At 69.2% G+C, this 22,621-nt stretch carries 21 protein-coding genes; 12 read left to right on the forward strand and 9 right to left on the reverse strand.

Features of this window, described 5'->3' with window-relative positions; genetic code table 11:
• Position 1: 1 nt before the first annotated feature.
• From MHW47_RS01145 to MHW47_RS01165, 5 genes are all read left to right on the forward strand, one after another.
• Positions 2 to 1,150, forward strand: coding sequence for an acyl-CoA dehydrogenase family protein (locus MHW47_RS01145; RefSeq protein ID WP_239220664.1), 1,149 nt, complete (start codon positions 2 to 4; stop codon positions 1,148 to 1,150).
• Positions 1,147 to 2,214: an enoyl-CoA hydratase/isomerase family protein gene (locus tag MHW47_RS01150; RefSeq protein ID WP_239220665.1), complete on the forward strand. Its 1,068-nt coding sequence runs from the start codon at positions 1,147 to 1,149 to the stop codon at positions 2,212 to 2,214. Before MHW47_RS01145 ends, MHW47_RS01150 begins: the two co-directional genes overlap by 4 nt.
• Positions 2,211 to 3,107, forward strand: a complete 897-nt coding sequence (gene mmsB, locus MHW47_RS01155) for a 3-hydroxyisobutyrate dehydrogenase (RefSeq protein ID WP_239220666.1) — start codon at positions 2,211 to 2,213, stop codon at positions 3,105 to 3,107. Before MHW47_RS01150 ends, mmsB begins: the two co-directional genes overlap by 4 nt.
• The gene (locus MHW47_RS01160; protein WP_275448705.1) at positions 3,104 to 3,883 is read left to right on the forward strand and encodes an enoyl-CoA hydratase; all 780 of its coding nucleotides are present in this window, start codon (positions 3,104 to 3,106) and stop codon (positions 3,881 to 3,883) included. The genes mmsB and MHW47_RS01160 overlap by 4 nt, the downstream gene beginning before the upstream one ends.
• Positions 3,884 to 3,965: 82 nt before the next feature.
• Complete coding sequence (locus MHW47_RS01165; RefSeq protein ID WP_239220667.1) at positions 3,966 to 4,244, forward strand: hypothetical protein; 279 nt, start codon at positions 3,966 to 3,968, stop codon at positions 4,242 to 4,244.
• Between the two features lie 635 nt (positions 4,245 to 4,879).
• Here MHW47_RS01165 and MHW47_RS01170 read toward each other — a convergent pair.
• The 3 genes from MHW47_RS01170 to MHW47_RS01180 all read right to left on the reverse strand — a co-directional run bounded on the left by MHW47_RS01170 (position 4,880) and on the right by MHW47_RS01180 (position 8,935).
• On the reverse strand, positions 4,880 to 5,311 hold the full coding sequence (locus tag MHW47_RS01170) for a 3'-5' exonuclease (RefSeq protein ID WP_239220668.1): 432 nt from the start codon (positions 5,309 to 5,311) through the stop codon (positions 4,880 to 4,882).
• Between the two features lie 221 nt (positions 5,312 to 5,532).
• The gene (locus MHW47_RS01175; protein ID WP_239220669.1) at positions 5,533 to 7,407 is read right to left on the reverse strand and encodes a hypothetical protein; all 1,875 of its coding nucleotides are present in this window, start codon (positions 7,405 to 7,407) and stop codon (positions 5,533 to 5,535) included.
• A gap of 448 nt (positions 7,408 to 7,855) precedes the next feature.
• Entirely contained in the window at positions 7,856 to 8,935 is a 1,080-nt protein-coding gene (locus tag MHW47_RS01180) for a hypothetical protein (protein WP_239220670.1), read from the reverse strand.
• A gap of 259 nt (positions 8,936 to 9,194) precedes the next feature.
• Here MHW47_RS01180 and MHW47_RS01185 point away from each other — a divergent pair, with 259 nt between their 5' ends.
• The 3 genes from MHW47_RS01185 (at position 9,195) to MHW47_RS01195 (ending at position 11,818) form a co-directional block, all read left to right on the forward strand.
• A complete protein-coding gene (locus tag MHW47_RS01185) occupies positions 9,195 to 9,386 on the forward strand; it encodes a hypothetical protein (protein WP_239220671.1) in 192 nt (63 codons plus the stop codon).
• A gap of 457 nt (positions 9,387 to 9,843) precedes the next feature.
• On the forward strand, positions 9,844 to 10,770 hold the full coding sequence (locus tag MHW47_RS01190; protein ID WP_239220672.1) for an NADP-dependent oxidoreductase: 927 nt from the start codon (positions 9,844 to 9,846) through the stop codon (positions 10,768 to 10,770).
• A gap of 55 nt (positions 10,771 to 10,825) precedes the next feature.
• On the forward strand, positions 10,826 to 11,818 hold the full coding sequence (locus MHW47_RS01195) for an AraC family transcriptional regulator (protein WP_239220673.1): 993 nt from the start codon (positions 10,826 to 10,828) through the stop codon (positions 11,816 to 11,818).
• A gap of 141 nt (positions 11,819 to 11,959) precedes the next feature.
• On the opposite strand, the gene MHW47_RS01200 is transcribed toward MHW47_RS01195, so the two are convergent.
• Complete coding sequence (locus MHW47_RS01200) at positions 11,960 to 12,913, reverse strand: NmrA/HSCARG family protein (RefSeq protein ID WP_239220674.1); 954 nt, start codon at positions 12,911 to 12,913, stop codon at positions 11,960 to 11,962.
• A gap of 236 nt (positions 12,914 to 13,149) precedes the next feature.
• Between MHW47_RS01200 and MHW47_RS01205 the strand changes: the two genes are divergently transcribed.
• From MHW47_RS01205 to MHW47_RS01215, 3 genes are all read left to right on the forward strand, one after another.
• Positions 13,150 to 13,497, forward strand: a complete 348-nt coding sequence (locus tag MHW47_RS01205) for a helix-turn-helix transcriptional regulator (RefSeq protein ID WP_239220675.1) — start codon at positions 13,150 to 13,152, stop codon at positions 13,495 to 13,497.
• A gap of 201 nt (positions 13,498 to 13,698) precedes the next feature.
• Positions 13,699 to 17,112, forward strand: coding sequence for a CHAT domain-containing protein (locus MHW47_RS01210; RefSeq protein ID WP_239220676.1), 3,414 nt, complete (start codon positions 13,699 to 13,701; stop codon positions 17,110 to 17,112).
• Complete coding sequence (locus tag MHW47_RS01215) at positions 17,109 to 17,777, forward strand: hypothetical protein (protein ID WP_239220677.1); 669 nt, start codon at positions 17,109 to 17,111, stop codon at positions 17,775 to 17,777. Before MHW47_RS01210 ends, MHW47_RS01215 begins: the two co-directional genes overlap by 4 nt.
• 104 nt (positions 17,778 to 17,881) lie before the next feature.
• On the opposite strand, the gene MHW47_RS01220 is transcribed toward MHW47_RS01215, so the two are convergent.
• From MHW47_RS01220 to MHW47_RS01230, 3 genes are all read right to left on the reverse strand, one after another.
• Positions 17,882 to 19,282, reverse strand: coding sequence for an MGMT family protein (locus tag MHW47_RS01220; protein WP_239220678.1), 1,401 nt, complete (start codon positions 19,280 to 19,282; stop codon positions 17,882 to 17,884).
• Between the two features lie 121 nt (positions 19,283 to 19,403).
• A complete protein-coding gene (locus MHW47_RS01225) occupies positions 19,404 to 20,051 on the reverse strand; it encodes a hypothetical protein (RefSeq protein ID WP_239220679.1) in 648 nt (215 codons plus the stop codon).
• A 287-nt stretch (positions 20,052 to 20,338) separates the two neighbouring features.
• Positions 20,339 to 20,677: a MerR family transcriptional regulator gene (locus tag MHW47_RS01230; protein ID WP_239220680.1), complete on the reverse strand. Its 339-nt coding sequence runs from the start codon at positions 20,675 to 20,677 to the stop codon at positions 20,339 to 20,341.
• A gap of 669 nt (positions 20,678 to 21,346) precedes the next feature.
• Between MHW47_RS01230 and MHW47_RS01235 the strand changes: the two genes are divergently transcribed.
• Entirely contained in the window at positions 21,347 to 21,706 is a 360-nt protein-coding gene (locus MHW47_RS01235) for a hypothetical protein (RefSeq protein ID WP_239220681.1), read from the forward strand.
• A gap of 87 nt (positions 21,707 to 21,793) precedes the next feature.
• Here MHW47_RS01235 and MHW47_RS01240 read toward each other — a convergent pair whose 3' ends face one another.
• Both MHW47_RS01240 and MHW47_RS01245 read right to left on the reverse strand, forming a co-directional pair.
• Positions 21,794 to 22,105: an SCO5918 family protein gene (locus MHW47_RS01240; protein ID WP_239220682.1), complete on the reverse strand. Its 312-nt coding sequence runs from the start codon at positions 22,103 to 22,105 to the stop codon at positions 21,794 to 21,796.
• Positions 22,106 to 22,152: 47 nt separating this feature from the next.
• On the reverse strand, positions 22,153 to 22,506 hold the full coding sequence (locus tag MHW47_RS01245; RefSeq protein ID WP_374230038.1) for a hypothetical protein: 354 nt from the start codon (positions 22,504 to 22,506) through the stop codon (positions 22,153 to 22,155).
• Positions 22,507 to 22,621: the final 115 nt, after the last annotated feature.

The raw sequence follows: 22,621 nt of genomic DNA on the forward strand, positions 1-22,621 counted from the left end.
CATGACCAGCACCCTGCTCACCGAGGACCAGCAGGCCCTCACGGAGACCACCCTCGACTTCGCCCAGGACCACCTGGCCCCGCACGCCCTCGACTGGGACCGCGACAAGCACTTCCCCGTCGACGTCCTGCGCAAGGCCGCGGCGCTCGGACTCGGCGGCGTCTACGTCCGGGAGGAGTCCGGCGGCTCGGGGCTCGGCCGCGCCGACGGCGTCCTCGTCTTCGAGACCCTCGCCTCCGGCTGCCCGTCCATCGCCGGCTACCTCTCCATCCACAACATGGTTGCCTGGATGATCGACCGGTACGGCGACCAGGCCCAGCGCGAACGCCATCTGCCCCGGCTGTGCGCCATGGAGGACCTTGCCAGCTACTGCCTGACCGAACCGGGCGCCGGCTCGGACGCCGCCGCCCTCACCACCCGCGCGCAGCGGGACGGGGACGGCTGGCTGCTCACCGGCGTCAAGCAGTTCATCTCCGGCGCCGGCGCCACCCAGCTGTACCTCGTCATGGCCCGAACCGGCGGCCGGGGAGCGGACGGCGTCTCCGCCTTCCTCGTGGACAAGGACGACCCGGGCCTCTCCTTCGGGCCCAACGAGCGGAAGATGGGCTGGAACGCCCAGCCCACCCGCCAGGTGATCCTGGACGGCGTACACGTCCCCGCCGACCGGCTCATCGGCCGCGAGGGAGAGGGCTTCCGCATCGCCATGAACGGCCTGAACGGCGGCCGCCTCGGCATCGCCGCCTGCTCGCTCGGCGGCGCCCGCAGCGCCCTCGACCGCAGCCTGGCCCACCTCGCCGGCCGCGAGGCGTTCGGGCAGCGGCTCCTCGACGCCCAGGCACTGCGCTTCCGCCTCGCCGACATGGCCACCGAGCTCGCCGCCGCCCGCGCCCTGGTGCAGCAGGCCGCCCAGGCCCTGGACCGGGGCGATCCGCAGGCCCCGTACCTCTGCGCAATGGCCAAGCGCTTCGCCACCGACACTGGATACGCCGTCGCGGACCGCGCGCTCCAACTGCACGGCGGCTACGGCTACCTCAACGAGTACGGCATCGAGAAGATCGTCCGCGACCTGCGCGTCCACCAGATCCTGGAAGGCACCAACGAGATCATGCGCGTCATCGTCGCCCGGGGACTGACGGAGGCGTTCGGATGAACGACGTCCTCTTCCGTACCACCGGCCACGCCGCCCACATCACCCTCAACCGCCCCAAGGCCCTGAACGCACTCACCCACGAGATGGTGCTCCGCATCGACCACGCGCTCACCGAGTGGGAACACGACCCGGCCGTCGAGACCGTCGTCCTCACCGGCGCGGGAGAACGCGGCCTGTGCGCCGGCGGGGACATCCGGGCCATCCACGACGACGCCCGGCACGGCGACGGCACGGCCGCTGCCGCCTTCTGGCGCGACGAATACCGCCTCAACGCCCGGATCGCCCGCTACCCCAAGCCGTACGTCGCCGTCATGGACGGCATCGTCATGGGCGGAGGCGTGGGCGTCTCCGCGCACGGAAGCGTGCGGATCGTCACCGAACGGTCCAGGGTCGCCATGCCGGAGACCGGCATCGGCTTCGTCCCCGATGTCGGCGGCACCTTTCTGCTCGCGCTCGCCCCCGGCGAGCTGGGCACCTTCCTGGCCCTGACCGGCGCACCGATCGGCGCGGCGGACGCCCTGCTGTGCGGGCTCGCCGACCACTTCCTGCCTTCGGCCGCCGCCCCGTCCTTCGTGGCCGATCTGGCCGGGCTGCCCGTACGCGACGCCCTCGCGCGCCATGTGCAGGAACCGCCACCAGGGCAGCTGGCGGCCGGGCGGACGTGGATCGATGACTGCTTCGCGGCCGGCACCGTCGAGGAGATCGCCAAGCGGCTGCTCGCCCAGGACGCGCCGGCCGCCGACGAGACGGGTGTCACCCTGCTCGCCAAGTCCCCGACCGCGCTCAAGGTCACCCTGGCCTCGCTGCGCCGGGCCCGTCGGCTCGGCGCCCTGGAGCGGGTGCTCGACCAGGAGTACCGCGTATCCCGCGCCTGCCTGCGCAGCCCGGACCTGGTGGAGGGCATCCGGGCCCGGGTCATCGACAAGGACCGCCGGCCGCACTGGTCGCCCCCGGCGCTCGCCGACGTCACCGAGGCGGACGTCGAACGGTTCTTCGCCCCGCTGGGCGAGCACGAACTCGGGCTCGCCGCCCCAGCCGACACGACCGGGGAGGTGGTCTGGTGAGCAGGACCGTCGCGTTCATCGGGCTCGGACACATGGGCGGCCCGATGGCCGCCAACCTGGCCGGGGCCGGCCACCGGGTGCTTGGCCACGACCTGGTCCCCGCGCTCCTGGAGGCCGCCGCCGGCACCGGCGTGGAGCCGGCCGCCTCCGCCGCCGACGCGGTCGCCACCGCCGACGTGGTCATCAGCATGCTCCCCGCCGGTCGCCAGGTGCTCGGCCTGTACGACGACGTCCTCACCGCGGCCCGGCCCGGCACCCTGTTCGTGGACTGCTCCACGATCGACGTCACCGACGCGCGGACCGCCCGGGAACGCGCGGCGGCCGCCGGGATGCGGGCCCTGGACGCGCCGGTCTCCGGCGGGGTCGTCGGCGCCGAGGCGGGCACCCTCACCTTCATGGCGGGCGGGGGAGAGACGGAGTTCGCCGAGGCGCTCCCTCTGCTGGAGGTCATGGGCAAGAAGGCCGTGCACTGCGGCGGCGCGGGCGCCGGCCAGGCGGCGAAGGTCTGCAACAACATGATCCTCGGCATCTCCATGATCGCGGTCAGCGAGGCGTTCGTCCTCGGCGAGAGCCTCGGCCTGACCCACCAGGCGCTGTACGACGTCGCCTCCACGGCTTCCGGGCAGTGCTGGGCGCTCAGCGTCAACTGCCCCGTGCCCGGACCGGTGCCGGCCAGCCCGGCCAACCGTGACTACCGGCCCGGGTTCGCCGCCGCACTGATGGCGAAGGACCTCGGCCTGGCGGCGAACGCGCTGCGCGAGGGAGGTATCCACGCGGAACTGGGATTGCGCGCGGCCGAGTTGTACGCGGCCTACGCCGAGCAGGTCGGTGACACGGAGGACTTCTCCGGCATCGTACGTACCATCAGGGACCGGACCGGAGAAGCCGCATGACCATCGAGTACGAGACCGTCCTGGTCGAACGCAAGGGCCGCATCGCGCTGCTCACCCTCAACCGGCCGAAGGCCCTCAACGCCCTGAACCTCCAGGTCATGAACGACGTCGTGGCCGCGACCGAGGCCCTGGACCGGGACCCCGGCTGCGGCTGCATCGTGATCACCGGTTCGGCGAAGGCGTTCGCGGCCGGTGCGGACATCAAGGAGATGCAGCCGCAGGGGTACCTGGACATGTACCTCGCGGACTGGTTCGCGGCCTGGGACCGGCTCGGGCAACTGCGTACCCCGACCGTCGCGGCCGTCGCGGGATACGCCCTGGGCGGCGGTTGCGAGCTGGCCATGCTGTGCGACATCCTGCTCGCCGCCGACACCGCGGTCTTCGGCCAGCCGGAGATCAAGCTCGGGGTGATCCCCGGCATCGGCGGCTCCCAGCGGCTGACCCGCGCGGTGGGCAAGGCCAAGGCCATGGAGCTGTGCCTGACCGGGCGCACGATGGGCGCGGAGGAGGCCGAACGGGCCGGGCTGGTCTCGCGGGTCGTGCCCGCCGACGAACTGCTCGGGGAGGCCCTGGCGGTCGCGGAGACCGTCGCGGGCATGTCGCTGCCGGTGGCGATGATGGCCAAGGAGGCCGTCGGCAGGGCCTTCGAGACCACGCTCGCCGAAGGCGTACGTTTCGAACGCCGCCTGTTCCACTCGGCGTTCGCGACCGCCGACCAGAAGGAGGGCATGGCAGCTTTCTCCGAGAAGCGACCACCCGTCTTCCGGCACCGCTGAGCCGGTCGCACGGTGAGTGGCCCCGGAACCCTTCCGGGGCCACTCACGTTCTGACCACAGTCCACGAGAACGGGGAACCCGCATGACCAGACGCCCACAGCCCTTACGCATCGTCCTGGGAGGAGTGGAGTCGGTCGCCCTCTCGGTGGAGGAGTATGAACAGCTCCTCGCGAGCCGGAGACAGGTGGGCGGCCAGAGTGCCCGCCTCCGGGCCCTGGGCGAGAAGATACGGAGAACCGACCAACTGCTGGGCGACCTCCGGAGACTGGTCGAGGAGCCGGGTCCGAAGACCGCCAACGCGGAAGCCCTCCGAAAGGCCGTGACCGAACTGCTGGACCGTCGCCGGAACCCGTCTGTCTGAGAGCCGCGCCGTCACTGCACCGTGCTCTTCACCGGATACCGCACATAGGCGCACCGGTCCGGATCGATGGCGAGCCGCCCAATTCCCCGGCCTGTCAAGCAAGTTCACGTGCGTATGGATCGTTCGCGCCCGCCACTGTTTCCCCCAGCTCAGCGCATGATCGTCGGATCGGAACCTTCCGTAGTATCTCCCACCGTATCGGTGGCGTCAGCAGGTACTTGAGAAAAGGTCTCGGTTGGCCGCCGACCTTTGTCACCGGCTGAGGCGGAGCTCGGCGCGGTTGGGACCGAGCACGGGGTTGGCTACTCACGTGGGTGGCGGTGGTGACGGGGCCTGACCGCCCCGCCGGGTAGTGGCCCTCGCTCCGGGCAGGGATTCGCACAAGCTGAGGGTTGTCGCAACCGAGGTTGGCGGCACGAACATTGAGAACGACAGCCCTCAAGTTCGTTTCAGCTTCCTCGGCTGACCAGGATGGTCATCGGAGGCGTGCCGCCAAAGCCCCGCCCTGTCTTCCTTCGCAGTTGCGCGCCCCGGCACCTCCACGCCTGGAACCAGCTATCCGCACAGGGACTCCAACCGCGTAGGGAGCATGTTGCCTGGCTTTCTCTCGCCACGGGCAACATTTTCACGAATTGCTACACCGCCAGGGTGCTGCGTCGAGCCCGGGTCAGCGCGACGTAGAGCGCGCGATGTGCCTCGTCGGAAGAGTCGAGGCCCTTGCGTAGCGCAGCCGCGTCGGACTGCTCCAGCCGCACACCAACCCTGTCCCATTCCCTGCCCTTCGCCTGGTGACAGGTCATGCCGAGAACCTGTTGCTCTTGTTCTACGTTCAAGCGCGTGCGCAAGTGGCCGAGAGCCGTGCGGGGCGTCCGCGCGTGTCCCCCCGACGGTTCGACGCGTGTTTTGGCGAGCACGGTACGCACCAAGGAGGTCCAGATCGCGGTGATGTCGTCATGGCCTGCCAGACGTTGCAGTGTGCTCTGCAAGTCGGGGCGGAGCTCCTCGAACGTGTCGGTCTCCTTGATGCCCAGGGTGGTCCATGCTTCCGGGAGAAACAGGCTTAGCAAGTCAGGTCAAGGTGTCACCTGATCATGCAACAGTCGCTTCTCCTGTTCAGAGCGTCGGCGGTCGCGGGCGCGGGTGGTTTCGAAGTGGCCCGGGAAGCGGGTTGGCTCCCCGATGGCTCCCAGAGATCGAACCGCCCGCACCTGCCATTGACGCCTCTCCGTACGTGGCGCGGCGATCGGGTGTAGGTCCACGAGGCTGAGGCTGATCGACACGGAGGCCGTCAGCGTCCTGGCGGAGGTGCCGGCCAAGCGACTTCCTCGACCGCCGCACCGAGGAGGTCGCCCAGCCGATGCCAGGCGCCCGGGCCGGCGTGCGACATGGGACTTGCCGCGAACCGTTGCCAAGCAGCATCGCTGTCTCCGAGCACCTCGCACACGTAGGCCGCGACTGCGGGATGAGTGGTGTCATAGCGTGGACCACGGACTTTGAGAGCTGACCAGGCAGGCAGCAGCCGGAGCAGCTCCGGAGGGCACTCGGGCCGGGCCAGCATGATCTCGGCCCAGCTTCCTCGCAGTTCGGGCCCACCGCCCAGGCGCCTTCGCAGGTGCAGTGTGAGGTCGAGCAGAGTCTGCTGCGGAGCGGAGTGACGGGCCAGTACGTCGTCGAAGGTGAGGGACTTTCGGTAGGAGCGGGCGGCGAAGGAGAGCAGGGCCTCCTCGACGAGCGCATCGTTCTCCGTGTGCCGGTCCAGGTACGCGACGAGAACGGCCTCGTCGGCGTCGGCAAGCTGTCTGAACCGGATGCCTTGTGGGTCGCCGAGGGAGGCCGTGCGTCGGCCCGGCAGAGCAGGGACGGGATCCGTGACGAGCGGCATGATGGTGGCCATCAGTTTCTCGGCCCGTTGGTTCTCTTCCGACGCGGAATGGTTGGAGGGGTGGCCGTATTCGCTGGACCGGGTAGCCAGGGACCGCCTGGTGTCCTCAATTACAAGACGCGCCCTCTGCCGCGTTTCCTCCGTGACTTCGGGGAGATGGACGAGGAGTGCGTGCAACCAGCCGAGGTCGCGCACGACCCGATAGCGCGAGGCGGGTTCCGGTTCCCAGAGGTTCAGAGCAGAAAGGCAGATGGTTGCGAACCGCGTGGCGAGGGCGGCGACGAGCTCCTGGGACGCCAGCCATTCTCGGGGCCGGCCGTAACGCCGGGCCTCTCCGGGGTTGAGGAGGAACCGCCAGGTTTGGCTTCCTGCCCGCTCCACCCAGTCGATGGCGAGGCGGCAAAGAACGGTCTGGATGGATTCGGACTGCATCTCCTCGTCGAGGAATCGTTCCACGTAGTCGCGCTCGTCCTGGGACGCGGCCGCCAACGCGTCGGCGTAGCGCTCCCGGGCCTGCGTGGGCGTCAGCCCGTCCCGGCAGGACCGGGAAATCCGGGTGACGAGAACCGCGCGCTCGAAGGACTCCAGGTTGTGTGCCGCGACTTCCTCCAACAAGGCTGGTTCTACGTGCCACGGTATGGATCCGAGCAGGTGCTCACGCACCACGCGATCGGCGGCGGGGTGCGTTGCGGACCATTCCAGCAGGCGGCGGTGATGCTCGGTTTGGGCCCGGAGGACGCCGTCCCACATGCTTTCCCATGCGTCGGTTGCGGCACGGTGGCGATCCATCCACGTATCGACGTCTTCTTCGCGATCATGCCTGTCGGGCCCGAGCGGGAGGCAGTCGAGGGCTGCGACGAACACGTCCTCGTGCAGGCCGTTTTCACCAAGAACGACCTGGGCGGGCGTTGGATCCTTTAGCAGCTCGGGGGCGATGGGCAGGCGCGATGTCGACCGCCGGCGGAGCTCAGCGACGACGGCGTGGATGAGTGCTGCGCCACCCTCTCTCCGGCCAAGGGCACCGAGTCGCGCTTCAGGGCACTTCTGCAGGACCTGCGCCCTGTATGCCTCCGGGCAGGCTTGGTGCGACAGAGCGACGCGGGTCAGGTCCATGCGCTCGGACGTCGTGTGCGGGCGCGGTTCGCGACTGAGATCGCTCTCCACTGCCATGGCCAACAGCCACTCGGGCGCGGACTTTGCGAGCGGTCCTGTAAGCAGTGACATGGCCAGGCCGTCCCGATCCGTGCCCGGGGGCGCCGCGCGAATCGCCTCGACAGCCATGCGGGTAGGCGGGGAATCGTCGGACGCCCGCGCGATGACCGTACGCAGGAAGTCGTGAGGAAGAGACAGGCGTGGTTCCGCCGCGGCCATCGGACTCCAATCGTCGGCACCGCCCCGCGACGTGATCATCTGGTCAGCGCCACCCGGGCACGGTGTCGTATCAGGTGTGAGTGTCAATGATGCCGAAAGGAACTGACAATCCGGGTGAGTTCGGCATGATGCTGACGTCGCACTACACCTGGCATGACAGGTCTGCCACCAACAGATCGAGGGTGGCCTCCTCGTGGAGCGCCACGCCGAGGGCGGTCATGGCGGGGGCGAGGCCCGGGTCGGAGGGACGGTTCGTAGAGGGCCCCGTACCGCCCTGCTCCGCCGCGCGAGCAAGCGTCGACCGGCCACTTGGAGAGCGCGCAGCACCGCCATTTCGGCCATGGCCGACGCCACGGTCTCACGACGGCTCTGGATCATGATTCTCCTGCTGAATCTCGGAGGCGTGCCGCGGCTGGAGGAACGGGACCAGTGGGGTCGGCAGCACGGCGGGGGATTCGAGAAGCTCCCATTGGCAGTCCGGTACTTTGCCGTCGAGGTCGCGCAACGACCGCCGCATCATCAACAGGATCAGGGCGTCCGACGCCCGGTCTGTGGGGGACCAGTGGCGGTCTCCGACCTGGGCCGTCAGCACCAGCCCCGACACGAAGGCTCTGCCCATCAGCCAGGCGAGGGCCGCGTTGCCCAGTTCGCCGGCCTCGAGCTCCGCCTCGACCCGTGCGCACAGGTCCAGCGCCCACTCGCGGGTCGCCCCGCTCACCTCCCAGGCGTCCCGCAGGTCCTCCAGGGAGGCGGTCTCCGCCAGACTCAGCAGGGCGCCGCGGACGTCACCATCGGGAACGGTGCTCATCCCGCCGTCCGGGAGGAACACCTCCTGGGCGGCATCAGGGACGTCCTCGACCGTGTACTCGGCCAGTGACGCCCCCGGGTTGCCCCACCCCGTCGGCTGCACGGCCCGCAGCACGTCACCGATCCCCTGCGGCGTGACGGCGGCACCTCCACGCAGCACCGTGGTCACCGCGGCAGCCGTGACCTCCCCGCCGGACAGGCTCGGAGGCTCCGGGTTCGCGTCCAGGCCGGCCAGCTCGGGAGGAGGCCACACCACCCCCCGGTCACGCATGTACCGGGTGATGCCCTCATCGATCCGACGCACCCGCGAGGGAATGAGTCGCACCCGCTGCCCCGAGGCGACCACTTCGTCGGCGACGAGCTCCGCCCACTCCTCCTTGTTCTCACCCTCCTCCGGACCTTCCTCGCCGAGCCCGGCGCCCAGGCCCCGGACCGCCTTGCCGAAGGCGTCCCGCACGGTCTCCTCCGGCACCGGGTGCCCTTCGCCGAACAGCGCCAGCGCCAGATGAGAGGGCCGAGCGCCCCTCCGCGCCAGCCGGGCGAGCGCCACGACCAGACCGAATGCCTCGGCGTCCGGAACCGACGCGCTCCCGCGCCCGCGGCCCAGCGCCCGCTTCGTGTTTTCCGGCAACAGCCCCGCCCGCCGCCACGACGCAAGCTGCTTCACTGACACCACGAAACCGTGGCGACGCCCGTGCTCGACGAGCTGCTGATCAGCGGAGACCGGACCACCAGGAGAAGACATGCCGCGAACCTACCCACTTCCGTCGGAAGAGGCCGCGCCTTCGGGAATTAGAGACCCCCCACCTTGACCCGGGCCGGGCGCACCGAGCCTGGTGACCTGGGGGAACCGCCGCAGCGCACGGCCCGGCGCCACTTTAGGAGGAACCATGCTCACTGCACTGACCGTCCTGCTCCCGGCCACCGGGCCCTTGCTCTGTGTCCTGATCACCGTCCTGCTCATCTGGATCACCGTGTACGTCGTCATCGTCGGAGTTGCCCTGCTGCACCCCCGCCGCTCCCGCCGGAGGGAAGCCCGCCAGATCCTCGACTGCCACCTCCTCGTCCTCAGGCTTCTGTGACCCTGCTGTAGAAGTGACCGCGGGGTTGTGGCAAGGGCCGGCGCCCCGGCCCTTGCCATCCGGATCGGCTGGTGTTGCCTTAACGGAGGTTGGTGGACACGAACGTGGACAACGAGGACCGGCAGGTGCGGTTGAGCTTCCTGGGCTGACCTGGATCGTCCTGCTGGGGTGTTCCGCCGATCCGCCCCCGGCGCCACGGATCTCGTAACCCGCCCCGGACTGGGCCCGTGGCTCCATGACGAGCGGGCCCGTGCGACGGCGTGGTCGCGGCAGCGGTGGACCGGCTCGGCTGCTCCAGGTCGTCGAACGTCCAGGACTGTTCCGTCCTCCTGGTGCCGTGGACGCTCGGACATCTTGCTGAGACTGGAGGATATTCAGCGGCTCGTTCGATCTTCCTAATGTGGAGGCAGATGAAGGGCGATCGCCCCGAGACCACCTCTGCAACAAGGAGTCCACCATGCGTGCTGTCATCCAGACGTCCTTCGGCGGCCCGGAAGTCCTGGAGCTCGCCGAGAGGGACAAGCCCGCCCCGCTCGGCGGCGAAGTCCTGGTCCGCGTTCATGCGAGCGGCGTCAACCCGGTCGACGTGGCGGTGCGTTCCGGCGCCTATCCGCTCCTGGGCGAGCCTCCGTTCGGTGTCGGCTGGGACGTGTCCGGCGTCGTCGAGGAGGCCGGCCCCGGTGCCCGCTTCAAGCCCGGGGACGAGGTCTTCGGCATGCCGTTCTTCCCGCGGGCTGCCACCGGCTACGCCGACTACATAGCGGTGCCTTCCCGCCAGGTGGCCCGCAAGCCCCTCACGCTCGATCATGTGCAGGCTGCCTCTGTGCCGCTCGCCGCCCTCACCGCCTGGCAGGGGCTGGTCGACGCGGCCCGGCTCTCCGAAGGGCAGCGGGTGCTGATCCACCGGGCGGCCGGTGGCGTCGGCCACTTCGCGGTGCAGATCGCCAAGGCGCACGGCGCCCACGTCACCGCCCTGACAAGCGCCGCCCATCACGATTTCGTACGCGAACTCGGGGCGGACGACATCATCGACTACCGCACCACGGACTACACCGAAGCGGCCGAAGACATGGACATCGTCTTCGACTCCAGCTCCGAGGGCGAGCGTGCGCTGAGCGTCCTGAAGCCCGGCGGCACCTTGGTCAGCATCATGGAGCACTGGAACACCGAACTCGCCGCCCGTATCGAGAACGAAGGCCGCCGCTTTGCCGGGATCTCGGTCGAACCGGACTACGCCTCCCTGGAGAAGATCGCGGTCCTGATCGACGCCGGCCGCATCCGCCCACACGTCTCCGCCTCGCTTCCGCTCGAGCAGGCGGCGAAGGCCCATGAACTGGTCGGTTCCGGCCGCACCCGCGGCAAGGTTGTCCTGACCGTGGTCTGAGCAGGGCAAGCTACAGTGCGGAGCAAGGCGGGGAAAAGCTGCGGAGGGGGCGGAGTTGGACATCCTCACCGAGGTCCTGGCCTCGATGCGTACCGGCCGGCCGGTCTCCGTCCGGACCACCGGACGCGCGCCCTTCGGACTGAAGCTGCCCCCCGTGGCGGGCGCGGGATTCCACGTGGTGCTCTCGGGTACGTGCTGGCTCGTTCCGCTCGAAGACGCGGCCCCTCAGACAGCCCTCGCACTCGGCCCCGGTGACGTGGTCTTTCTGCGGGACGGGCGCGGCCACATCCTGGCCGACCACCCCAGCACCCCCGCCGAGACCGAGCGAGCCTCTCAGTTCAGCCCCGGCTCACCCCTGGGCACGGTCAACGTCGGCGGCGAGGGCGCTCTGACCGACCTGCTGTGCGGCAACTACCACCTCGACCAGACCCGCCCCCACCCCCTCGTAAAACAGCTGCCGGAAATCATTCACCTGCGCGCAGAGCCTTTCCGGCACCCCGAACTGGCCTCGGCCGTCCAGCTGTTGCGGGCAGAACTGGAACAACCACGGCCAGGCGCCGCCGGTATCGTGCCCGCGCTGATCGACTCGCTGCTCCTGTACATCCTTCGTGCCTGGCTGGAAAGACATCCGGCCGAGCAGGCCAGAGGCTGGGCCGCTGCCCTCGCCGACACATCGATCGCACCAGCCCTGGCAGCGATCCATGACAAGCCCGGCTCCCCGTGGACAGTGGAATCGCTGGCCGTCCGAGCGGGCCTGTCCCGCGCCGCCTTCGCCCGCCGGTTCAACGATCTGGTCGGTGAACCCCCCATGGCGTATCTGACCCGCTGGCGTATGACCACGGCCGCACGGCTCCTGCGGGAGTCCGAGAGCCCACTGTCCGCCGTGGCCGCCCGCACCGGATACGGCTCCGAGTATGCCTTCGCCAAGGCGTTCAAGCGCGCGCACGGGCAGCCCCCCGGCGGATACCGGCGCCAGATGCGCCCAGCCGGGCCGGAGGGCGCCGGCAGCGACACCGCAGCGGACGCGCAGCTGATCGTTCCGGGATGAGTCGGGTCGACGTCTTGTGCTCGGTGATCTTGCGGCACGGAAGACGTCCCGCAGCCGAAGGGGAAGCCGGCCACCGGTTCCTCAAGGGCAGCCGGCTGCTTCGGAACGGGGACCTGAGGTGCGGCCCCTGCGAAGGAGGTCTCAGCCGCCGAAGGAAACTCGGTCGCCGCGCCAATCGGTCGCCCGAAGGAACCTCTCCCAGCTCAGCGGGCCAGGGGCGGCGCTTCGATTCCAGTGCATGTCACGGTCGTCCCGAAAGTAGCCGAACTCCACCGCATACTCGGCCATGCCGAGGATCTCGTCGACCAGGAGAGGGTTCTCTCCCAGCTCGGGGAAGTATTTGAGCAGTCCTTCTCGGGAGTGAGCATTCCGGTACTCGGCCTTGAGTCCGGTGACGCGGGAGAATGTATCGACCATTTCAGCGGGGGAGATGACTTCGCCCACTACCGGCAGGGAGGCGCCGAGGTAGGCGCCGGGGTTGGAAAGCACCTCAAGCACGGCCGGTCCGGTCGCGGTGAGCGGATCGACGAACGGGGCACGAAAGTCCTCGGGCAGGTAGAAGGGCATGTGGACTGTGTCGCCAACAATTCGAGGTGCGTAGTACTCCAGCGCGTTCGTATAGAAGAACGAGAGCATGACGAAGGTGTGGGCGACGGGCAGGGTGCGAATGTGATCGGCGATGCGTGCCTTGTCAGTGAAGTGTGGAGCGTACTTGGCGCCCATCGACCGTTCCTGCACATTTTCAAGTGTGCTGAAGACGATGTGCCCCACGCCGGCCTCGGCCGCCGCATCGGCGAGCTGGCAGCCGAGAGGGAACTCGTCGGTCGACGGCGGTGCGACGGGCGGCGTCATGAGGAAGGCTCCGTCGGCCGATTGGAAAGCCCGCACGAACTCATGCTGGTGCCCCGGCTCCAGCGGAACCGTGAAGATCTCCGCGCCCATCCTCGCCAAGCTCTGAGCCTGGAACGAGTGGGCGTTTCGGGTCAGGGCGCGCACCCGAAACCTCCCGCTCTCGAGCAAGGAGGCCGCAACGCTCCTGCCCTGCTTGCTGGTTGCACCCGAGACGGCGATCAACGGCTTATCGATGGTGGACATCACGGACTCTTCTCTGTGGGCCGATGCTCATGAGGGAAGACCAGCAGGAGTACTGGCCACACCGGCATCGGGCGGTGACTGCGGTCAATCGTATCGATAAATCGCGATGCGTCAATGTGTGGCTGGGTGGCGGTGGGATCGGCTCCAGCCTCCGCGTTCACCTCGGGAGCGGTGAGGGACCGCACGGTGTGTCACATCGGGATATAGTGGTACGTGAATGCGAGGGAGGTGTTGCCATGGCGAAGTGGCGCGCGGCGGACTCCGGGCAGGATGACTTCGAGGGCGCGGTGGAGGCCCTCAAGGCCCTGGCGAACCCGACGAGGCTGCAGATCATGAACTGGCTTCAGGACCCTCACGGAGAGTTCGCGCAGTGGGAGCCGATCGCCGATCGGGACGAGTTCGGGGTCTGCGTCAGCCATCTGCAGGCCAAGTCGGGCCTGGCGCAGTCGACGGTGTCGTCGTACATGGCAACCCTGGAGCGCGCCGGGCTCGTACGGTCCACTCGCATCGGCAAGTGGACCCACTACAAGCGCGACGACGACGCGGTCTCCCGACTCACGGAGATGCTCCGCAGTCCGCGATGAGCCTGTTCGCGCGGAGCCGAGCACGGCGTTCCGCCGCGTGGTGCAGCAGCGGTCACGGCGCAGCGTAACCCCCGTCTCCGCACGGGCGGCGCGCATGTTGTCACCCTTGAGATCTCCTCCGCGCCCGGGAGCCCGCCGGTTCGGCCGGTGTCTGTGCCACCGTTGAACCCGTCGATGGCCGGCGGCGCGAAGGGGGAGGGCGTGAGACTGTCACGCGAGGTCACCGGATGGGCGTTCCTTGCCGAGGTGGAGGGTGTGCGGCATGCCGGCCTGGCCGTCGGCCTGGCCGGTATCAGCCCGTTCTTGACCGGTGGCGGGTCAGGAGGCAGCCTGTTCACCCGTGCGTACGCGCGGGGCCTCCCCGTGCTCCTCTCAGTGGACGAGTTGCCGTTCAGCCATCCCTTCATTCCCGGGTGGTGTGTGACGCAGGACGAACAAGGTGTGCTGTCCGTCCGGGATTCCGACGGCGCGCTCCTCGTGCACGACCTCGACGTGGAACGGCCGGCGGGGTGGCGGGAGGCGGCGGACGCCTCGGGCTCCGTCATGTTGATCGTGTCCCACGTGCTGCCTGCCGCAGACGATCCACTCGGCGCGCTGATCTCCGAAACACAGCGAGGGGAGGTGTGTGCCGGCCGTGTGCGCTTCGGTGAGCACGTCCGCGAGGCGGACGGCACGCCGACGGTCACCTTCGTGATGGACCCGGTCGGCGTGCTCATGGAGCTGGCTCAGTACGTGTGCGACCGGATCATGTCGCTGGACGAGGCGAAACGCCGGGCGCGCGAACTGGAGGAGATACGGCAAACCCTGGCGGAGCACGGCGTGATGTCCATCGAGGCGATGGTGGATCTGCTGTACCGGGACGAGTTCCTCGATCACCGCGGCCTGGTGGATTTCATGTACGTCTACTGGCGACTGGTCGCCGAGGTCGCCGACGCCTGCGCGATGGAGGCTGCCTGGCGGGTCGCGGCGTTCCAGACCGTCGAGGTAGGCGTCCAGCTGGTGGCGGACCGGTGCGACCGCGTCGTGTTCGAGGAGTCAGAAGCCCTGGCGGCCCGGCTGGTCGACGAACTGAGCGACACCGCCGACCTGGAAGCCGCCCTGCTGGCTGCCGCTCGGTTACGGATGGCCGTCAGGGGACAGGAGGATTCGGCGGCAGACGACTACGCTCGTGAGCCGCTGCTGACCACATGGTCCGCTCAGCTGACCGCGGACCTGTACCGCACGTGGTTCACCGAAGAGGAACCCTTCCAGGAGGAGTCCCCCCGGCTGGTGGTAGAGGCGGGACATCTGGTGGTGCGTGCGCTGGAGCTGGACGGCGGGGTGAGGAGGGGCCGGCTGCTGGCGCTACTGGCGCAGATCCTCGCGGACGGGGAGGGAGTCCACCGTGATGCTGTTCGTGCCGCGCTCTCGGCATGGCACGACTCTTCCGCCGGCGAGGAGCCGGACCTCGGGCTGTTCCTCATCAGAACGGCGGACGGGGTGCCCCCGGAGACGGCCCACAGGCTGCTCATAGGGGTGTTCGGGACGCCACCGGCCGATTTCGTCGTCGCCCACGGGAGTGCGGTGACCGCGAAGGCGATCAGCCAAGGGGTCAACCTGGCCCGGGAACGAGCCGACCGACGGCTGCTGCGCACCGTGCTGGACTGGGCCGGGCAACTCGATCTTCGGTGGGCCTCCGCCTATCGCCGGCAACTGATCGAGGCCAGGCTCCATGTGTTGCCCGACGACCCGAGCGAATGCCCAGGTCCCGACCAGGAACTGCCGGTTTCGATCCCGGAGTTCCGGACACCGGCGCAGCGCTCTGCGGCTCTGTTGCATGCGGCCGCACACGCCCGCGACCGGGGGCAGCCGGCGTGGGGGCTCACCCTCCTGCGCCAGGCGGGCGACGCCCGGAACGAAGAGGTCCGGCTGCTCACGGCCGATCTCTTCTACCAGTCGGCAGAGGCGGGAGAGCCGGGCCCCGGTACTGTCCCGTTCCCATGGGGCTATTACACGTATGCGGCGCTCGCCTACGCCTCGCTCGGCTTCGAGGAATTGGCCCAGGCGAGCCTGGTGCCGCTGGTGCAGCATCTGGGCGACCTCCGCGGCGATGAACTCAGGAACGCGTTGTACGCGATCATCGTCGATGCGCCGAACTTCAACACCATCGGCGCACCCGGGCTCGGCGCGATCGTGCGAGACCTTGTGCATTCGGCGGTCTGGCAGCTCACCGCGGAATGCGAGACGCTGCCGATGGGGCTGATGCTCGGCCTGCATCAAGCGGGCAAGGGTTCGGAACTGGGCGCGTGGTGGCGCATCGAAGGCCCGCTCGTGCTGCCCGCGCACATCCAGCACTTCCTCGGCAAGCTGCGCGACTGGGAGGAGCCCACCGCCGCGGGTGGTGCCTTGCCGAACCTGCTGAACGCGGTCGACGCCGATCATCGTCCCGGCGGCCACGACAACACGCAGATCGCTCGGAATCTGCGGTGGCGCATTTCGTCGTTCATCGACGACGAGCTGCGTCGGCGGTCGACGGCGCTCATCGACGACCAGCGCATCTGGGCCAAGGCACATGAGCTGCTGGATGAGCGAACGGTGCTGTTGACGTGGTTCCTGCCCGCGGCGGTGAACGGCTCGGCCGTGCTGCTCGCGGTCACCAGGCAGGGCCGGGAGCTCGTGGTGCACCTCGGAGAGCGCGCGGACGAGAGCAGCGACCGGCACCCGGACGCGGACCGCGTCGAGGCGATCCGGACGGAGATCGAACGCGACCCGCTGTTCGGCGACGTGACACCGGAGGGCAGTCGGCTGCTGGAGTCGGCCGACCTGCCGCTCGGAGGCAGCGAACTGTGGGACAACTGGCGTGCCCAGGGCAAGGACCGGATCCTGGCCTGGCCGCACGGCGCTCTGCACTACCTGCCCCTCCCGCTGTGTCGCAGGGGCGGCCGTCTGATCGCCGACGACTGGACGGTCACGACGATCGCCGGCCTCGAAGCCCTGGCACCCGCCGAAGTGCCGGCGCGTGAGGGCCGCACCGTCGTGCTGGCCTCCGCCGCCGGCGGTGTTCCCTTCGGCCTGCATGCCGAACCGGCGCTGGAGGAGCATGCGCGGAAGGTCGCCGAGGCGGTCGGCGCCGAAGCCCTCACCGGTCGTGCGGCCACGCGCGACAGGCTGCGCGCGGAGATGTCCGTGGCGGACGTCGTCCACATCGCCGTACACGGGACGCTGGACGAGGACGCGCCGTGGATGCACTGCCTCTATCTCGCGCCGGACGGCGACGACGACGGCCGCGTGTTCGCCTACGACTTCCTGGACATCGACCTGCGCGGGGTCCGCCTTGTCACGCTCGCCGCCTGCGAGTCGGCGCTCGGCCGGTTCGACCGCGGTGACAACGTTCGTGGCATCCCTTCGGCACTGATCACCGCCGGAGCGCAGGCCGTCGTCGGATGCCTGTGGCCCGTGCGACCGGAACCGGCCACGTACTTCTACCACCACCTGCATCGAGGAGTCGCGCGCGGCACCGACCCGGAGCAGGCGTTCCGCAGCGCCCAACTCGCCACCCGTGCCGCATATCCCCAGTACCGTGACTGGGGAGCGTTCACCTATGTGCACGGTAGGAACAAGGGAGCCACTCCATGACCGGGATTCGGCTGCACGACGTCGAACTCGTGCCGGAGCGCACGCTCGGCAGGCCGGCGGACGACGCACCGCTGCGTGGCAGGCTCACCTTCGGCTGGGACCTACTGCCCGTCGGCCACGCGGGCGCGCCGGCCGGCTGGCTGTCCTATCTGAGTGCCACCCCCGACCGGGAGTTCCGGCACCTGCTCATGGTGTGCTCGTTCCGCCCCGAGACACCGGAGAGCAGAGGCGTATTCCGCCATGCCTCCCTGGGCGTCGCACTGTCGGCACCGGAGCGTGACGCACAGCCGATCGCGCGCCTGATCGACCCCGGCGAACGTACCCACCCGGTCCCCGGCCCCGGAACCGGCGTGAGCTTCACGGTCACGACGGGAGTGCTGGACGTAGGGGTGGAGAAGCCGCCGGGATCCGGACCGGCGAGGGAGGAATGGATCGTCCGGGGCCACGGGGCTTCCCAGCCGAACCCGCAGTGGGAGTTCCGGCGAGTCAAAGGACTCCCGCTGGTCGGCGATCACCCGGTGGCCGCGCTGGTGGAACTCGTGCCCGACTGTACGAACACGGCCGAGGTGCTGGTCGCGGCGGAACTGGAGCACCGTAGCTGGGGCATCCGCCGCTATCGGGCACGGCTCACGCCGACACCGCACACGATCGTGCTGGCGGAGTGACCCGCTCCCGTCGCTGCGGCCGACGGCTTCGACTGGGGTTGCGCCTGCGCCGAGCGTTCGTTCGGCCGTGTCGTACGCCCAGTGGCCCCAGAGTGGGTCGCTTCTCAGGTGTCGAGCAGTTGCCGGAGGGCGTCCGGGCCGAGGCGCCTGTCCGCATCGGCGACAGCCCCGTTGAAGCGGACCCCTTCGGTTCCGAGGACTTCTGCGGGGGTGTCCGTTCGGGTGTGGTCCGCCCATCGGAAGCCGTTGCTGACGCGTCCTGCTGCATTCAAGACACGCCAGGGGCTGGGACACTGGCCGCAGGTACTCAGGTGCCTTCCCACCGGAACGGCGTGGCTGCCTATCACCGCAGCCACGTCACCGTAGGTGGTCCATCGTCCGGCAGGGACTGCGCCCAGCAGGGTGTGCAGCTCCGTCCAGTCCTTGCGGGTGCCGTTGAGCTGCTTGGCCAGCAGTGAGAGGTTGACTCCTGCCAGGGCGGCCCATTCTTCGCTGTCGACATCGCTGGGAACCTGACTGGTGTCGACGTCCCACCACGTTGTGCCCTGTATGCCGTCGGCGGTGCGGTTCGTCACGCTCGTGAAGATGTGGTTGGCCAGTCCGGTGGGGGAGTAGGAGGCGCCGTCGGCGTCCCAGATCAGTGGTTGGGCGGTGTTGTTGGTCCAGACGGCGGTTGCTCTGCTGCTGTCCTCCGCCGTCCACGCGTCGATGGCATCACGGATGGCTTCCGTTGTGCCATGGCGCGGTGTCATGAGCAGTTTGGTGCCTTCGGGCAACAGACCCGCACCCACGAGTACGTGGACGGCGTTGCGTGAGCGCGCGCGTTCCTGCAGCTTCTTGGCTGCCGCCTCGCCTTCGACCCGGGCAGGTGCGAGCGTGAACTCCTCCACCTCCGGGGTCGGGTAGACCTTGGTGAAGCCGGCGACGACGTGTCCCTCCACCTTCCACAGCCCCACCTGCATGAGGTCGATGTCGAGGCCCATCTCCGACAGCCAGACCACGGAATGGGTGACCTGCTTGGGGAAGTCAGCGGCGATGATCACCTGTCGGGGGCGCTGGAGCAGCTCCGGGCTCCACTCCCCGTCCACATGATCCAGCAGGCGCTGCCTGCATGCGTCGAAGTCGAGGTCTTGCCCCCTGCGCGACAGGAAGTCGCGGTGCGCCTGGGCCAGGGTGCTGAGGTCGAACCGGGACACCAGGGCGGCGTAGGTGATCGCCTGGAGGTGCACGTCCCGATCAGCCGTTCCGCGCTTCAGCTCGACCACGACGAGGCGCCCTGTCGCATCCAGTCCCAGGACGTCCAGCCGGTCGCGCGCCGGCACGCCGTCCGTGTCGGCCCATCGGTCGTACTCTGCGGTAACGACGAGCACCGACTCCCCGAGCACCTGCGGGTGGGCGATCACCCACTCCTGCAAGTGCTGCCGCTCAAGGAGGCCCTCCGCAGCCAGCCCGGTGCGCGCGATCGGTGTGGCCGCCTTGCCCATGACGCTGAAGAGGTGATCCACGATGGCCTCCTGGTACAACCGGCAGCGCGACGCTCGACGTTCAGAGCTTACGCGGGCCGGATCGCTCCCCCTCCTCGTTCAGCCCGCCAGGCGGCAAGTCCACCGGCGCGACAGCCCGGGGTCAGCGGGCGGGACTCTCCACCACGTCTTTGAGCACGCGTTGGGTCGTCCATCGCGACATCTGCGCATACAGCTTGCTCGGCCCGGCCGAGCCGCCCGCGGAGGAGCTGAACTTGCCTGGGCAGCCGTTGGTGACGCCGGCTTTCTTGGTTGTCACGACTCGGCCTGTGCGCAGCGCGTAGACGGTGTAGGTGAACGTCTGGTTGTACAGCGGGTAGGTCTGCTGCGGACTGCTCTGGGCTCCGAAGTCGACATACGTGCACTCACGCTGCTGTTCCGTGCCGCGTTCCCCCTTGGCGCAGGCAAGCAGTTCGATCTCGGTGACCGGGGTGGTTTTGGCCGTTTCGGGGACACCCTTGATCTTTACGTCGTCCTGCAGTACCCAGCCGGGGCCGAGGTCCGCGTCTGTGGTGTAGCCGCCGTCGAAGGCGGCCACTCGGTGAGGGCCGTTCCCGGAGTACTTGGCTGCCTTGGGGTGGCCGCTCTCGATGTTTGAGCAGAAGGTGCCGAGCTGCGCCGCGGTGGTGATGCCGTCGGCCTTGGCTTTGGTCTCGGTGGCGTCTGCCTTCCCTGAACTCCCCGAGCATCCGGCGAGCAGGGCCAGGAGCGCGCCGAAGAAGGGAGCGGTGAGATGTCGCTGGACCTGCAAGAGACCTCCCAGCCTCGATGGTGTCTCGTGGTGGATACCCGCGGCTCCGCAGGAGGTGGGCGGGGAGCCACAGCTTCCTCTCCGTTCGAGGGTATCGAAGGCATTCGGGACCGATCCAGGTGGCACTTTGCGGCAACTGCCTTGCTGCGTCGGCTCGTTCGGGGTGGCCCGGTGATGGAGACCGACGTGGAACAACGAGGACCGGGGCTGACCGAGATCGTTCGGCCGTGGTGTGCGGAGTGACGGGCGGGCGTGTCCCGCGTGCGCCCGTCCGGTCCGGCACCGCCTCAGTCCCCGGGGGGTGCTTCCGCCGCTTCCGCCGCGCGCCGGTATTCGGCGTTGATGCGCTGCGCCTCTTCCAGCTGGTCCTCCAGGACGACGATGCGGCAGGCGGCCTCGATGGGCGTGCCCTGGTCGACCAGTTCGCGGGCGCGGGCGGCGATGCGCAGTTGGTAGCGGGAGTAGCGGCGGTGGCCGCCCTCCGAACGCAGGGGGGTGATCAGACGGGCTTCGCCGATGGCGCGGAGGAAGCCCTGGCTCGTGCCGAGCATCTCGGCGGCCCGGCCCATCGTGTAGGCGGGGTAGTCGTCGTCGTCAAGACGGCCGTACGAGTCGTCTGCTGTCACTGGCACCTCTCTTGTGGAACGCGTGAGGGGGCCTTGGCGCCACTTGGCACCAAGGCCCCGAAGGAACTACTACACCACCTGCCGGCCCGAACACGGCACCGGCCTTCTGTATCCGCGGCTCCGACCTGCCTGCTGTCGGGAGTGCGGGGATCGCGGTTGCTTGACCGGAGACCACCTCACTATCGATGTCCTGCGGTACCCGGGCGGGCCGATGGCTCCGTTCCGGGCGATCCTGATGGCGCCAGCTCCTCCGTTCTTCTTCTCGCGGTGATCGACTTCTCACCTGTCGGTACTGCGTACTGCGTTCACGGGCGCCGCGACTCTCATGCCGGCGGTCCCGCGTCGGCGGCCCCTCGCTGCGGGCCACCCGGTCCGGCGGTCAGTCCCGTCACCGTCATCTGACAACCCTGGCTTCGGAACTCCACCGCCGCACCGTCCTGCGACTACGTCCTCCGGCAGTCCGTCTCTGCCGGTCATCGCTGTCTCTCTCGCTTATGAAAGAAACCCTAGCCGCGCCAGTGAGCAATGTCTACTCCGGCCACCATAGATTTTCGGGTCCACTCCAACGAGGTAATCGGCTGTGCCGGAGGAGCGGGTCGCCCGGTGGCCGACCGGTTCCTCCGGGGGACGGGGGGACGCCGGGGCAACCCGTGCATAAAATCGACTCTCATGTCGAAGCCTGACCAGCTGCTCGTTGACGTCGCCACCTTGGTGGAGTCCGGGCACAGCAACCAGATGTCCCTGACCGTGGTCGCCGGTGGTGCCGTCATCACCGGCCGGCTCGCGCCCGAAGCCGTGTGGCGGCAACGGGTGTCGGAGGTGCTGACGGACTCGGCCCGGCTGGGCGAGTTCTCCGCCGTGTTCACCGCGACGGACCGGAAGGAGGGGCCGCCCGCGTACCTGCACTTCCACATGGCGCGGATTCTTCAGGGCACGGTGGGAATCCCGGAGACGGGCGGGATGTACCGCGTCGCGATCGAGGACGTCAGCGCCTGGACCATGGGCGACTTCACGTACTCCGAGCACTGACGCTCGCGCGGGACGGCCGGACGCGCGAAAGGGCCCGACCGGCACATGCCGGTCGGGCCCTTTCCCTGCTCGATTCTCCTCGGACGGTCAGACGGCCACCGGGCTGCCGAGCATCGCGGAGGCGTGCTGGAGCGGGCTGACGGCCGGGGCGGCCGCGGCGGGCCGGGGAGCGCTGTGGCAGGTGAACCCGAGCCTGGTCATCGCCCGGACGACCTCGGCGGCGCTGAAGTCGCGGCGGTCCTGGCGGGTGATGACCTCACCGACCTGCTTGACGGGGTAGGCGCGGCGGCCGATGGTCACGGAGTCACCGGAGACCTCCTCGGGCCTGACGCCCTTCATGGAGTCCAGGACACCGCTTCTGGTGAGCTCGAACGGGAAGCGGGCGATGACACAGCGCACGTTGCCTCACAGGGAGAGGAAGGGGGATGGTTCGCGGGCGGGAGGGTTCAGAGGGCCGGGGCGACGGCGGAGGGCCGCCGGTACGTGGCCCACTCGGCCGTCGTGGCGGCCGGTCCATGCGGTCCCCGGTCGCCGGGGAGGTCGCGCAAGCGGACCCGGTCGGAGTAGCCGGGGCCGTCGCGGACGACGACGAGCTGGGCCCGGGTGACGAGGCCCGTGGGCAGACCGTCGTTGTCGCAGATCCTCAGGCGTCCGGTTCTGGCACCGGCCATGACGGACAGGGCCACTTCCACGGTCATGTCGTCGCCGACCTGCGGCCCGGCCGCGTCCAGGGCGTCGAGTGCCGCCGGGAGGGCGGGTACCGCGTCCGCCGGGGCGGGCTGATTCCGGACCGATGTCACGACGTGCCTCCTGCGTAGATGGGCAAGGCCTTCGGATCGCGTGGTGCTCAGGCCGCCGCGTTCGTGACGGGCTGTCGCCCGCGCCCGCGCCGGGCCGCCGAGCCCGGGTCGCGCC

The organism is Streptomyces sp. OfavH-34-F (assembly GCF_022347745.1).
Classification (GTDB): Bacteria; Actinomycetota; Actinomycetes; order Streptomycetales; family Streptomycetaceae; genus Streptomyces.